Here is a 14053-nt window from a genome sequence, read left to right on the forward strand (position 1 = left end):
GTCATGGCCCGCCTGAACTACAACGAGCTGAACGACACGATCCGCTACACCATGTGGTCGGTGTTCAGCGCTTCGACGCCGCTCGGGGACAACCGCGACACCGCGGCCACCGAGGTCCGCGAGTACCTCGACGGCCTGGAGGACAAGGGCGTCGTCGTGCGCGGCGTGTACGACGTGGCCGGTCTGCGCGCGGATGCCGACTACCTGATCTGGTGGCACGCCGAGGAGATCGAGCAGCTGCAGACCGCCTACGCCGGGTTCCGCCGCACCGCGCTCGGCCGCGCGTCGGCGCCCGTGTGGAGCCAGGTCGCGCTGCACCGGCCCGCCGAGTTCAACAAGAGCCACGTCCCGGCTTTCCTCGCGGGTGAGGAGCCGAGGAAGTTCGTGTGCGTGTACCCGTTCGTGCGGTCGTACGAGTGGTACCTGCTCCCCGACGAGGAGCGCCGCGGTATGCTCGCCGAGCACGGCAAGATGGCCAGGGACTACCCGGACGTGCGCGCCAACACGGTGGCGTCGTTCGCGCTCGGCGACTACGAGTGGATCCTCGCCTTCGAGGCCGACGAGCTGCACCGGATCGTGGACCTGATGCGTCACCTGCGGGGCAGCACGGCACGCAGGCACGTGCGGGAGGAGATCCCGTTCTACACCGGCACGCGCGTCGCCCCCGCTGAACTGGTGGCGAGCCTGCCGTAGTGGCCGCGTACCGGGTCACCGAACTCGCGGCCACGTGCGTGACGATGGCGACGCGGGCCACAGGCGAGCTGTGGGACCGAACGATGCCCCCGGTGGACCCCGGCCACGCGTTCGAGTCCTTTCGCAGCGAACGGCACACACAGGTGGTGGGTTCGCCCGCGACCCCGTTGTGGGCCCCGCTGTCGGGCGACTACCGGGCCGAGGACGGGTGGGTGCGCCTGCACGCGAACTACCCGCACCACGCGGCCGCGATCCACCGGGCGCTGGGTGGTTCTCCTTCGGATTCGGTGGCCCGCATGCCTGCCGTGGCGGTCGAGGACGCGGTGCTGGCGTCGGGTGGCGCCGCCGCCGCGTTGCGCACGCGTGCGTCCTGGCTCGCGGCCCAGGGTTCGTGGGTGCGGCAGGAACCGTTGGTGGGAATGGAGAATCTCGGTTCCGGTGCGCCCCGGTCGCGGGCCGGGGACGCGCCGCTGGCAGGGGTGCGGGTCCTGGACCTCACGCACGTGATCGCGGGCCCGGTGTGCGGCCGGGTGCTGGCGGCCCACGGCGCGGATGTCCTGCACGTGACGCCGCCGGGCTGGCCGGTGCTGCTGGACCTGGTGCGGGACACGGACTTCGGCAAGCGGCAGTGCACTGTGGACCTCGACGGCGTGCGCGCGCTGGCCGCGTCGGCGGACGTCTTCGTGCAGTCGTACCGGCCGGGTTCGCTGGGTTTCAGCGCCGCCGACCTGCCGGGGACCGTGGTGGTGAGCCTGTCCGCGTACGGCCACACGGGTCCGTGGCGCGACCGCCGCGGCTTCGACAGCCTGGTCCAGATGTCGACCGGCATCGCGGCGGGTGACCCGCCCGTCCCGTTACCCGCGCAGGCGCTGGACCACGGCACTGGCTGGCTGGCGGCGTACGGCGCGATGACGGCCCTGGCCCGCGGCGGCTCGTGGCACGTACGCGTTTCCCTTGCGAGAACAGCGGAATGGCTCCACGACCTGGGGCAGGGTGGCTCGGTATCCGAAGTGGACCCGACGCCGTGGCTGACCGAAACGGACAGCGGCTTCGGTCGTCTGCGACACATCCGAGTCCCGGGGGCGACGGTCGAGCTGTCCGGCCCGCGTCACCCGGGCGGCGACCCACCCGCGTGGTGGCCAAGGGGTGAACCGTGATCCTCGCGCACATCAGTGACCTGCACATCGGGCAGGAGCGCAACGACGGTGGGGCCAGGGCGTTGCGGCGGGCGCGGGAGACCGTGGACCGGCTCAACCGGATCGACGGCGAGGTCGACGCCGTGCTCGTCACCGGGGACCTCGCCGATCACGGGCTTCCCGAGGAGTACGCGACCGTCCGGGAACTCCTCGCCACCCTGCGGTTCCCGGTGCTCGTCTGCCCCGGCAACCACGACGACCGGACCGCCTATCTCGCGGAGCTCCTCCAGGAGCCGCACGAGGACGGGCCGGTCAACCGGGTGCACCGGCTCGCCGGGTACACGATCGCCATGTGTGACTCCAGCATCCCGCGAAGGGACGAGGGGTTCCTCGACGACGACACGCTCACCTGGCTCGACAAGGTCCTCGCCGAGACCGAGGACCCGGCACTGGTCTGCTTCCACCACCCGCCGGTGGAACTGCGGGTACCGTTCATCGACGGGATCATGCTCCAGGAGCCGGGGCGGCTCGCGGACGTCCTGCACGGGCACGACAACGTGCGGGCGGTCCTCTGTGGACACGCGCACACCGGGGCCACGACGACCTTCGCCGGCGCCCCCTGGTGGTGGCGCCCGGCGTGGTCTCCACTGTGGTGCTCCCCTTCGAGAGCGATGACGTGATCGACTACGGCCTACCGCCCTCGGTCGCCTTCCACTTCCTCGACGGCGACCGAGGGCTGGTCACTCACTTCCGGAGCTTGTAGGCCCTCAGCACGGTTTCCGTCACCGTGCCACCGTCGCGGGTGGTGGCTGTCGCGCGCAGCGACACCGAGTCCGCGCCGCTCGGGTGGTACAGGACCGCCACCGCGTTCAGGATGGTGGTCGCCCGCTTCCAGGTCCTGCCCTCGTCGTAGGAGACCTCGACCTTCAGTGAACGCGGGCGGTCGGCCGCCCCGTTCCCGTTGCGCTGCAACGACACCGGCACCAGGAACGGCACCCCAGCCGGGGCGGAGTTGGCGGCGTCCAGCTTGGGTGTGAACCGGATCGCGGACGCCGCGATCGGTGCCGGCTCGTTGCCCTCGACGAACGCGGACCGGAACGTCCACTCCGCGCTGACCGTCGAGCTGACGTCGAACACGTCGGCGGGCCGGTTGGCCGTCACCACCACGCGGTACTCGCTGTCCTCAGCGGGCACCGCGAAGTACGCGGACGGCTCGTCCGCCTCCCCGATCAGTTCGCCGTCGCGGTACAGCCGCAACGACGCCGACTCGGTGAGCGAGAAGCCCGCGTTGCCCGCGGCGTCGGAGAACAGCGGCGGCTGGATGATCAGGTCGTTGGCGTACCGGTAGATCCAGCCACCCGGGAACCCGTCGTTGGTGAACGCCGGGCTGAACACGCCGTGGTTGAACGACGTGCGGTAGGTCTTGCCCGCGCGGTACACGTGGTACGGCGAGATGAGCTGGGACTCCTGGTCCTCGCCGTTGTACTGGTTGAGCATGCCCTGCCACTGCACGCCGTCGGTCGTGACGTACTCGTTGCGCTGCCCCGGCAGGTCCACCGGCGTCTCGACACCGAACACGAACCCATCGCCCTCCGTCGGCGACGGGAACACGACCTTGCCGCCGGTCCGGCCCGGTGTCGGCGCACCGTGGTCGGCGCGGATGGTCGCGACGTCCTTCTTGGTGACGACCTTCGTGAAGCCGGTCGGCATGGCACCCTGCGGGAACCACGCGAGGCCGTAGTACGACCCGTCCGCCGAGGACCACTGGGAGTTGATCTTCGCGGTGAACTGGCCCGGCAGCGCCTCACCGAGGTGCGCGGTCCAGATGCGGCTCAGGTCGTCGGTCAGGAACGCGGACCCGAGGCCACCGGAGTCGGTGATCAGCGAGTAGCCGATGTCACCGAGCAGCAGCTCGGCCGCCGCCGGTGGGGTGACGTCGATCGGCTTGGCGGCACGCGCGTCCGTCGTGACCGTCATGTCCTTGTCCACCACCAGCTTCGGCTGGATCAGCAGGCTGATCCGCTGGTCTGCCTCACCGCCCTCGAACACGGCGTTGTCGAGCAGGTAGGTGCCCTTCGGTACGCGGACCTCGATGCTGCCGTCCTCGTCGTACGGCGTCAGGAACCGGGGGCTGTCGATGCCGTACAGCAGCAGGCCGTACTCGGCCGTCGGCGCACCGGTCGAGTCCAGCGTGTTGACCGTCAGGTTGTAGCTCTCGACCTCGCGGTCCAGGGCCACCGGTGTGCGCGTGACGGAGTCGCCCGCCGTCGCGGTGACCGCGGCGGAGTAGTAGCCGTCGACGTCGCCGACGCCCGCGTCACCGGTGACGGTGACCTCGGCCGTACCACCGGCGGGCACGGTGACCTCGCCTGTGCTCAACGTGAACATGCCCTCGGGCGCGTCCGTGTCGAGTGTCAGCGCGAGGGTCACGTCCGCGTCGCCGAGGTTGCGGTAGGTCAGGGGTTTGCCGACCGGCACGTCGTCGTCGTGCGGCCACTGGATCGTGCCGATGCTGACGCTCGTCGGCTCGGACACCACGGTCTGGGTGATCGCGCGGGCGACGTCGACGCGGCCGGAACCCTGCTCGAACGCGGTCAGGTCCGGGTGCGGCTTCGCCGAGCCCGACAGAACCGCCTTCAGCTGCGCACCGGTGTAGTCCGGGTGCTGCTGGGCCAGCAGTGCGGCGGCACCCGCCACGTGCGGTGTCGCCATGGACGTGCCGGACAGGGCCGTGTAGCCGGGTTCGACCTCCGGGCCGATGGTGCCGTCGGCGTGCAGTGCCGCCACGATCTCCACGCCGGGCGCGGTGACGTCGGGCTTGATCGCGCCGTCGCCGACCCGCGGGCCGCGGCTGGAGAACGGTGCCAGGTTGTCGTCGCGGTCGACGGCACCGACGGTGAGCGCGGCGTCCGCGCTGCCCGGGGAGCCGATGGTCGCGTCGCTACCGGAGTTGCCGGCCGCGATGACGAACAACGTGCCGTACTCGGCGGAGAGGTTGTTGACCGCCTCCTCCATCGGGTCGACCCCTGGCGTGTCACCGCCGCCGAGCGACATGTTGGCGACGTCGGCGCCCTGCTCGGCCGCCCACTCCATGCCCGCGATGATCCACGACTCGAGGCCGCCGCCGAAGTCGTCCAGCACCTTCGCGTCGAGGATCTGCGCGCCGGACGCGACGCCGCGGTACTTGCCGCCGGACTTCGCGCCGGTGCCCGCGACGGTCGACGCGACGTGCGTGCCGTGGCCGAAGTGGTCGACGTTGTCCGGTGCGTCGGAGAAGTTCGCCTCGGCGATCTCGCGGTCGGCGAGGTCGGGGTGCGTCTGGTCCACGCCGGTGTCGATCACCGCGACCTTGATGCCGGCACCGGTGTACCCGGCGTCCCATGCCGCGGGGGCGCCGATCTGCGGAACACTGTGGTCCAGCAGGGCTTTCCGCTTGCCGTCGAGCCAGATCTTGCTGACGCCGCGGGCACGCGTGAGGTTCTGCCACGCCTCGCCCTTGGCCGCCTCGTAGGCGTAGCCGTCGACGCTCGGCAGCGCGCGCCCGGTGGTGGCGACGCGGTTCGCGCCCTGACCGGTGACGATCAGCGGCACGGTGGCGCGCTTGTCGTAACCGAACTCCTGCAGGGTCTTGAGGTCGAACAGTCGCCGGTCCACCCGGCCCTGCCCGACCGCGGTGATCGCGTCGGCGGGAATCACGTACTGGTGGTCGGCGGTCTTGTGCACCGAGAACCGCATGCCGTCGCGGCCTGGTCCCGGCCGGACCGACTTCGGTTCTCCCCCTTGGAGAACGACCTGGTCACCCGTGACGAGTGTGATCGTCGATGTTGGCAGGCCGGCCTGTCGTGGCCGCGCCTGTGCGGTCGCTGCGGGAGCGGTGGCGACCACCAGCCCCATCACGACGACACCGACTCCGATTCTTCGCACCCCAGACACCTCCGTGGTTGCGCGCGAAGGGGTGCCCGGCAACGGTCATGGCGATACGCCTGACCGTGTGCGAAGTTATGTGGTTGTGCCGCCGTTGCCCCCAGCGCTCGTGCGTCCTCGCAAGGTATCGGTAGACCGAACGGGGGACAATAGGCCGAATGAAGGACGAAGTGAGCAATTCACTTACCTCTCCGTGACCGGTCCGCGCCGGGGACTGGGTGCCCCGGCGCGGACCGGTTCGGCTCACGGCCGCAGCTTGTAGGCGCGGATGATGGTTTCCTTCAGGGTGTTCCCGGCGCGGTCGGTCGCGGTCGCCCGCAGCGACACCGAGGTCGCGTCCGCCGGGTGGTGCAGCACCGCGGCCACGTTCAGCAGCGTCTCCGCCTTCTGCCAGGTTGCGCCCTCGTCGTAGGACACCTCGACGGTCAACGACTTCGGCCGCTCTTCCGCACCGGAACCGTTGCGCTGCAGGGACAACGGCACGACGAACGGCGCACCGGCCTTCGCCGTGTTGTTGTCGTCGAGCCGTGGCTGGAAGCGCAGCGCGGACGCCGTCACCGGGGTCGGTGTGTCCTCGTCCACGTAGGCGGAGCGGAAGGTCCACTCCGCGGTGACCGCCGTGCTCACGTCGAACGGCCCGGTGGGCCGCTCGGCGGTCATCACCAGCCGGTACGCGCCATCGGCCGAGGGGACCTCGAACGAACCGCCCGTGTAGGGCGTCTCGCCGACGAGCTGTCCGTCCCGGTAGAGGGCCGTCGACCCGGTGTGGGTGGAGCTCCCGGTGTTGCCCGCGCTGTCGGCGAACAGGGCGGGCGAGATGTGCAACTCGTTGCCCAGCCGGAAGATCCGGCCGCTGCCCGGCAGGAGGTCACCGGTCAGGGACGGGCCGAACACCGCGCGGTTGAGCGATATGTCCGCGGTTCTGCCCGGCAGGAAGGTCCGGAACGGCGTCATGTACCAGGACTCGAAGCCGACGCGCAGGGACGACTGCCATGCCGTGCCCTCGGTGGTCACGTACGAGGTTTGCGTGCTGGGCAGCGGCACCTCCCAGCCAGGGGTCCACACGAACGCCTCGCCTTCGGTCGGTGCGGGCGTCTGGAGCCACTCGCCGGTGCGGTCGGGTGCTGTCGAGCCGAGCTTCGTGCGCAGCTTCGCCAGCTCGTCGAGGCGTGGTGCCGCGACCCACCCCGTGGGCATCCGGCCCTGGGGGAACCACACGAGGCCGTACTTCGTCCCGTCGGTGCTCCGCCAGTGCGTGTTGATGCCCGCGACGAACGTGGTGCCCGGCAACGGATCGCCGATCGAACCGGTCGAGACCCGTTCCACCCCTTCCCACAGCAGGATCGACGACCCGGCACCGCCCGGCAGGGTGTAGCCGATGTCGGCGAGCCCGAGCGTGGCCCCGCCCGGTGGCGTGATGGCGATCGGCTTCGTCGTGCGCGCGTCGGCGGTGAGGTGCACGTCCTCGTCCAGCACCACGTTCGAGCCGACGAGGAAGTTCCAGTGGTCGCCGTCGCTGAACATCACGTCCAGCACGTAGCGGCCCTTCGGCACCCGGGCCCCCACGCTGCCGTCCGGGTCGAACAGGCGGATCGTCTGGTAGGTGTCGATGTTCAGCAGGCTCGCGCTGTAGTCGCTCGCCGGGGCGCCGGTCAGGTCGACCAGGTCGAGCGTCAGGTTGTAGCTCTCGACCTCGCGGTCCAGCGAGAACGGGGTGCGGACCGTGGTGCCACCCGCGGTCGCGACGACGGTGCCGGAGAAGGTGCCGTCGACGTCGCCCGCGCTGCCGTCACCGGTGACCGTCACGTCGGCCGCGCCGCCCGCCGGGACGGTGACCTCGTTGGCACTCAAGGAGAACATGCCCCCGGGGGCGTCGGTGTCGAGCGTGAGTGCCAGCGTGACGCCGGTGTCGCCGGTGTTGCGGTAGGTCAGCGTCTTCGCGATCGGTGCGTCGTCGTCGTGCGGCCACGCGACCGTGCCGAAGCCGAGGCTCGTCGGCTCGGCGACGACCTGCTGCGTGAGCGCGCGGGCCACGTCGATCCGGCCGGCACCCTGCTGGAACGGGGTGAGCCCGGCGGTCGGCTTCGCGGACGCGGTGAGCAGCGCCTTGAGTTGTGCGCCGGTGTAGTCCGGGTGCTGCTGTGCCAGGAGTGCGGCCGCGCCCGCGGCGTGCGGGGTGGCCATGGAGGTGCCGGACAGCGAGGTGTAGCCGGGTTCGACCTCGGGACCGATGGTGCCGTCGGCGTGCCGTGCGGCCACGATGTCCACACCGGGTGCGGTCACGTCCGGCTTGACGGCTCCGTCACCGAGGCGGGGGCCGGGGTTGGAGAACGGCGCGAGCTGGTCCTCGCGGTCGACCGCGCCGACCGTGAGCGCGGCGTCCGCGCTGCCGGGGGAGGACACCCGTTCGCCGTTGTTGCCGGACGCGATCACGAACAACGTGCCGTGCTGCTCGGACAGCGAGTTGACCGCCGCCTCGAGCGGGTCGATGCCCGGCGTGTCCGTGCCGCCGAGTGACAGGTTCACGATGTCGGCGCCCTGCTGGACCGCCCACTCCATGCCCGCGACGATCCCGGAGTCCGTGCCCCAGCCCCAGTCGTCGAGCACCTTGCCGTCGAGGATCCGCGCGCCGGACGCGACGCCGCGGTACTTGCCACCCGACTTCGCACCGGTGCCCGCGATCGTCGAGGCGACGTGCGTGCCGTGACCGGCGTGGTCGACGTTGTCGGGGGAGCCGGAGAAGTCGGCCTCAGCGATCTCGCGGTCGGCGAGGTCGGGGTGCGTCTGGTCGACGCCCGTATCCAGCACGGCGACCGTCACGCCAGCACCGGTGAAGCCCGCCTCCCACGCGGCGGGTGCGCCGATCTGCGGCACGCTGTGGTCGAGGGTGGCCTTCCGCTTGCCGTCGAGCCAGATCTTGCTGACGCCGCGGGCACGCGAGAGGTTCTGCCAGGCCGCGCCCTTGGTGGCGGTGTAGGCGTAGCCGCCGACGCTGGGCAGCGCGCGGCCCGCGGTGGCGACCCGGCTCGCGCCCTGGCCGGTGACGATCAGCGGAACGGTGGTGCCGCGGTCGTAGCCGAACTCCTCGAGCGTGGTCACGTCGAACAGCCGCCGGTCGATCCGGCCCGCGTTCACCGCGGCCTGCGCGTCGGCGGGGACGACCGTGAGCTGGTCGCGGTCGCGGTGGACGGCGAACGTCATGCCCTCGCGGCCGGGACCCGGCTTGACCTGGTACGGCTTGCCGTCACGCAGGACGACCTGGTCGCCGGTGACGAGGGTGACGGTGCTGGTCGGTTGCTCCTCCTCGGGTAAGGGATCCGCGTGCGCCGCGGGCGTGGTGGCGAGCACCATCCCGGCCGCGACGAGTCCGATGGCGAGTCTTCGCGAATGCGGTCTCATGCCCTCTTACACACCGGGGGAGACGTACAGGTTGCGTCCGAGTCTTGACTTCACGTAGCGCGTGGGCAACTCTGTGACTTGATCGATGAAAAAATTGAGCAAAGATGCGCAAATATCGATCAACCGCTGCTGTCAGTACTCAGCCACTGGCCCTCAAAGATGAGAGCGACGCAATGAGAGCGAAGCCCCTGCTGTCGTGGCTCACCGCCACGGCCCTCGTCTTCGGCCTGGTCACCGTGACCGGGCCGGCCGTCTCCGCCGAGAAGTCCCCCGACCTCGCACTCGGCAAGCCCGTCACCACCTCCTCCAACCCAGCCGCCTCGGCCGACGTCACCGACGGGGACCAGGACACCTACTGGGAGAGCGCCGGGTCCGGCGACCAGTGGGTCCAGGTCGACCTCGGCAAGGCCGCCCGCCTCGACCACGCCACCCTCAAGCTCCCCGCGGGCTGGTCGTCCAGCACCCAGCTGCTGTCAGTCCAGACCAGCGTCGACGGCGCCGCCTTCGACACCGCGTCCGGCGCGACCACCAGGTCCTTCTCCGCCAAGAGCGACAACACGGTCACCGTCCCGCTCGGCGAGACCCAGGCCCGGTACGTCCGGGTCGGGTTCCCGCAGCGCGGACAGCTCGCGGCGCTCGAGGTGTACGCGGCCGCGCTGTCCACGACGAACCTCGTCGCGGCCGTCCAGTCGGTCTCCGCGAGCACCGGCAACTCGCCGTACGTCGCGTCGAACGCGGCCGACGGCAACCAGGCCAGCTACTGGGAGAGCCAGAACAACGCGTTCCCGCAGTGGATCCAGGCCGATCTCGGCTCCTCGATCGCCACGAACCGGATCGTGCTGAAGCTGCCCGCGAACTGGGAGGCCCGCACGCAGACCCTGGTCGTGCGGCAGAGCACCGACGGGCAGAACTTCTCCGACCTCGTCGCCTCCACCGGGTACCGGTTCGACCCGGCGACCGGCAACACCGTGACGATCAACGTCAACACGGTGACCACGCGGTACGTGCGCCTGCACATCACCGCGAACACCGGCTGGGCCGCCGGTCAGCTGTCGGAGTTCGAGGTCTACGGCCCATCGGGCGGGGACACGCAGGCGCCGACCGCGCCGACGGGGCTCGCGCTCACCCAGCCCGCGAGCGGGCAGATCCGGCTGACGTGGCACGCGTCGACCGACAACGTGGGTGTGGCCGGGTACGACGTGTACGCCAACGGATCGCTGCGGTCCTCTGTGGACTCCTCGACGCGGGTGTTCACCGACGGCCAGCCCGCCAGCGCGACGGTGTCGTACTTCGTGCGGGCGCGGGACGCGGCGGGCAACCAGTCGCCGAACAGCAACACGGTCACCCGCACCGGCACCAGCGCCGGGGTGAACCTGGCGGTGGGCAGGCCGATCACCGCGTCCGGGCACGTGCACACGTTCGTCGCGACCAACGCGAACGACGACTCGGTGAACACCTACTGGGAGGGCAACAGCGGCTACCCGAACACGCTGACCGTGAACCTCGGCGCGAACGCGGCGATCACGTCGGTGGTCGTGAAGCTCAACCCGGACCAGTCGTGGGGGCCGCGCACGCAGACCTTCCAGGTGCTGGGCCGCGACCAGGGCGCCACCGGGTTCACGTCGATCGTGGCGTCGCAGCAGTACAGCTTCAGCCCGGCGTCCGGGAACACGGTCACGATCCCGGTGAGCGCGACGGCCGCGGACCTGCGGCTGCAGTTCACCGCGAACACCGGCGCACCCGCCGGTCAGGTGGCGGAGCTGCAGGTCATCGGCGAGGCGGCCGCGAACCCCGACCTGCAGATCGGCGGGCTCACGTGGTCGCCGGCGTCGCCGTCGGAGAGCAACCCGATCACGCTGTCGGCCACGGTCCGCAACGCAGGTGACCGCCAGTCCCCGGCCACGTCGGTGAACTTCTACCTCGGCAGCACCTCGGTCGGCGTCGCATCCGTCGGCGCGCTCGCCGCCGGGGCCACGGCCACCGTCACCGCGAACATCGGCGGCCGGGACGCGGGCAGCTACACGCCGAACGCGAAGGTCGACGAGAACAACGCGGTCGTCGAGAAGAACGAGACCAACAACTCCTTCTCGAGCCCGACCCCGCTCGTGGTCACCGCGGTGCCGACGTCCGACCTGATCGCGTCGCCGGTCAGCTGGTCGCCGTCCACGCCGCAGAACGGTTCGGTCGTGAACTTCTCGGTGGCGATCCGCAACCAGGGCACGATCGCGTCGGCGAGCGGTGCGCACGGCATCACGCTGACGGTCACCAACGCCACGACCGGCGCGGTGGTCCGGACGCTGACCGGCGCCGCGAACGGCACGATCGCCGCGGGTGCGGCGACGGCACCGGTCGCGCTCGGCACGTGGACCGCCGCGAACGGCCGGTACACGGTGAAGGTGGTGCTCGCGAACGACGCGAACGAGCTGGCCGCCAAGCAGGGCAACAACACCTCGACGCACAACCTCTTCGTCGGCCGCGGCGCGAACATGCCGTACGACATGTACGAGGCGGAGGACGGCGTCACCGGTGGCGGCGCGTCGGTGGTCGGTCCGAACAGGATGGTCGGCGACCTCGCGGGTGAGGCGTCCGGTCGGCGAGCGGTGACGCTGAACGGCAACGGTGCCTACGTCGAGTGGACCACGCGCGCACCGACGAACACGCTCGTGACCCGGGTGTCCATCCCGGACTCCTCGGGTGGCGGTGGGACCAGCTCGACGTTGAACGTCTACGTGAACGGGCAGTTCCACAAGGCGATCAACGTGACGTCGAAGTACGCGTGGCTGTACGGCAACGAGGCAGGCCCGGGCAACTCGCCGGGTGCCGGTGGACCACGGCACATCTACGACGAGGCCAACGTCATGCTGAACTCGTCGATCCCGGCGGGCAGCAAGATCCGGCTGCAGAAGGACGCGGCGAACAGCGGCACGTTCGCGGTCGACTTCGTGAGCCTGGAGCAGGTGTCGCCGATCGCGAACCCGGACCCCGCGCGGTACGCGGTGCCCACCGGGTTCGGGCACCAGGACGTGCAGAACGCGCTGGACCGGGTGCGGATGGACACCACGGGCAACCTCGTCGGGGTGTACCTGCCGCCGGGTGACTACCAGACGTCGTCGAAGTTCCAGGTGTACATGAAGCCGGTCCGCGTCATCGGCGCCGGGCCGTGGTACACGAAGTTCGTCGCACCGTCCACACAGGAGAACACGGACATCGGCTTCCGCGCCGAGGCGTCGGCGAACGGCTCGGTGTTCTCCGGGTTCGCGTACTTCGGCAACTACACGTCGCGCGTCGACGGCCCCGGCAAGGTGTTCGACTTCAACGGCATCTCGGGTTCGACCATCGAGAACATCTGGGTCGAGCACATGGTGTGCCTGTACTGGGGCGCGAACACCGACAACATGACGTTGCGGAACAACCGCATCCGCAACATGTTCGCCGACGGCATCAACATGACCAACGGCAGTTCGGGCAACCTGGTGTCGAACAACGAGTCCCGCGCGACCGGCGACGACTCGTTCGCGTTGTTCAACGCCCAGGACGGCGGCGGCGGTGAGGTCACGGGCAACACGTTCGAGAACCTGACGTCGATGCTGACGTGGCGGGCCGCCGGGTTCGCGGTGTACGGCGGGTACGACAACGTGTTCCGGAACCTGCTGGTGGCGGACACGCTGGTGTACTCGGGGATCACGATCAGCTCGCTGGACTTCGGCATCCCGATGAACGGCTTCGGCGCGTCCCCGCCGACGCGGTTCGAGAACATCTCGGTGGTGCGGGCGGGTGGCCACTTCTGGGGCGCGCAGACGTTCCCGGGAATCTGGGTCTACTCGGCGACGAAGATCTTCCAGGGCATCCGGGTGTCCGACGTGGACATCGTGGACCCGACGTACCACGGGATCATGTTCCAGACCGACTATGTCGGCGGCCAGCCACTGTTCCCGGTGGCGGACACGGTCTTCACGAACGTGTCCATCTCCGGGGCGCGCAAGAGCGGTGACGCCTACAACGACAAGTCGGGCTTCGGCATCTGGGCCAACGAGATGCCGGAGGCGGGCGAGGGCCCGGCCCGAGGTTCGGTGACGTTCAACAACCTGACGCTGTCGAACAACGCGGAGGACATCAGGAACACGACGACCACGTTCACGATCAACAGAAACTGAGTGGTGGCCGGTGCCGCCGGGGTCCTACGGCTTCGGCGGCACCGTCATGTCCGCGACCAGCCCGGGATCGCCGGTGTACCAGGTGCAGGCGAGGTCGAAGGCGACCACGTCCCGGGTCCTCCGGATGTGCTGGACGGCGGCGATGACGTCCTGTGTGGACGGACCATCGGGTGCCGGGAACCGCAGCCCGGGAAGCTCCGCGCTGTCGATGACGTCGACGTCGACGTGGAGGACGACCGGCCCGTCGGGGATGTCGCCGAGATCGTGCACAGTGGACCGATGGATACCAGAGGTGGCGAGGTAGTCGACCTCGGCGGGATCGAGATCCCGCGCGTCGACGAGCACGGCCCTGTCCTCGGCGATCGGCTCGAGCCCGATCCGGTCGGAGAAGATGTCGCGGTGCGCGCCGAGCAGGAGACGCAGCGACAGGCCGCCGAGGTACCCGCTGGTGGAGGTGTCGAGCGTGTGCACGTCCCCGTGCGCGTCGAACCAGACGACGACGGGATCGATCCCGGCCCTCTGCACGCCGGCCACCACACCGGCGGACACGAGACAGTCCCCGGAGACGACGGTGTCGCCGGGTGTGACGGCGTCGGCGACGTGGCGGTAGAGCGTGGTGAGCCGCGTCCAGACGTCACCGTCGGGCAGCACGGGCTCGACGGTGACGTCTGCGGGAACGGGCAGGTCGACGCGCTCGTCGTGGTGGAACGGAACGAGAATCGTGGTCACGCCCAACACCTATCACGC

General features: G+C 70.2%; 7 protein-coding genes. 4 read left to right on the forward strand and 3 right to left on the reverse strand.

Annotated elements, in window-relative coordinates:
* Positions 1-3: 3 nt before the first annotated feature.
* Genes hemQ through FHR82_RS05800 form a run of 3 tightly spaced genes read left to right on the forward strand, consistent with a single transcriptional unit; the run spans position 4 to position 2509 of the window.
* A complete protein-coding gene (gene hemQ, locus FHR82_RS05790; RefSeq protein ID WP_184809132.1) occupies positions 4-693 on the forward strand; it encodes a hydrogen peroxide-dependent heme synthase in 690 nt (229 codons plus the stop codon).
* The gene (locus tag FHR82_RS05795) at positions 693-1850 is read left to right on the forward strand and encodes a CoA transferase (protein ID WP_311770894.1); all 1158 of its coding nucleotides are present in this window, start codon (positions 693-695) and stop codon (positions 1848-1850) included. Before hemQ ends, FHR82_RS05795 begins: the two co-directional genes overlap by 1 nt.
* On the forward strand, positions 1847-2509 hold the full coding sequence (locus FHR82_RS05800; protein ID WP_311770895.1) for a metallophosphoesterase: 663 nt from the start codon (positions 1847-1849) through the stop codon (positions 2507-2509). Before FHR82_RS05795 ends, FHR82_RS05800 begins: the two co-directional genes overlap by 4 nt.
* Before the next feature lie 64 nt (positions 2510-2573).
* Here FHR82_RS05800 and FHR82_RS05805 read toward each other — a convergent pair whose 3' ends face one another.
* Positions 2574-5753 (reverse strand): S8 family serine peptidase, encoded by a 3180-nt coding sequence (locus tag FHR82_RS05805; RefSeq protein ID WP_221463297.1) that lies wholly within the window; start codon positions 5751-5753, stop codon positions 2574-2576.
* A gap of 243 nt (positions 5754-5996) precedes the next feature.
* Positions 5997-9152 (reverse strand): S8 family serine peptidase, encoded by a 3156-nt coding sequence (locus FHR82_RS05810; RefSeq protein WP_184809133.1) that lies wholly within the window; start codon positions 9150-9152, stop codon positions 5997-5999.
* A gap of 173 nt (positions 9153-9325) precedes the next feature.
* Here FHR82_RS05810 and FHR82_RS05815 point away from each other — a divergent pair, with 173 nt between their 5' ends.
* On the forward strand, positions 9326-13306 hold the full coding sequence (locus FHR82_RS05815; RefSeq protein ID WP_184809134.1) for a galactose-binding domain-containing protein: 3981 nt from the start codon (positions 9326-9328) through the stop codon (positions 13304-13306).
* A gap of 24 nt (positions 13307-13330) precedes the next feature.
* On the opposite strand, the gene FHR82_RS05820 is transcribed toward FHR82_RS05815, so the two are convergent.
* Positions 13331-14035 carry an arginase family protein gene (locus FHR82_RS05820; RefSeq protein WP_184809135.1) on the reverse strand — a complete coding sequence of 235 codons (705 nt, stop codon included), beginning with the start codon at positions 14033-14035 and terminating at the stop codon, positions 13331-13333.
* Positions 14036-14053: the final 18 nt, after the last annotated feature.

It is taken from the genome of Actinophytocola algeriensis, assembly GCF_014203735.1.
Taxonomy (GTDB): domain Bacteria; phylum Actinomycetota; class Actinomycetes; order Mycobacteriales; family Pseudonocardiaceae; genus Actinophytocola; species Actinophytocola algeriensis.

What these genes read in the sequence shown, in the direction of transcription:
- hemQ (WP_184809132.1), top strand. Translation starts at nt 4, where the DNA reads ATGGCCCGCCTGAACTACAACGAGCTGAACGACACGATCCGCTACACC.
- FHR82_RS05810 (WP_184809133.1), bottom strand. Translation starts at nt 9,152, where the DNA reads ATGAGACCGCATTCGCGAAGACTCGCCATCGGACTCGTCGCGGCCGGG.
- FHR82_RS05815 (WP_184809134.1), top strand. Translation starts at nt 9,326, where the DNA reads ATGAGAGCGAAGCCCCTGCTGTCGTGGCTCACCGCCACGGCCCTCGTC.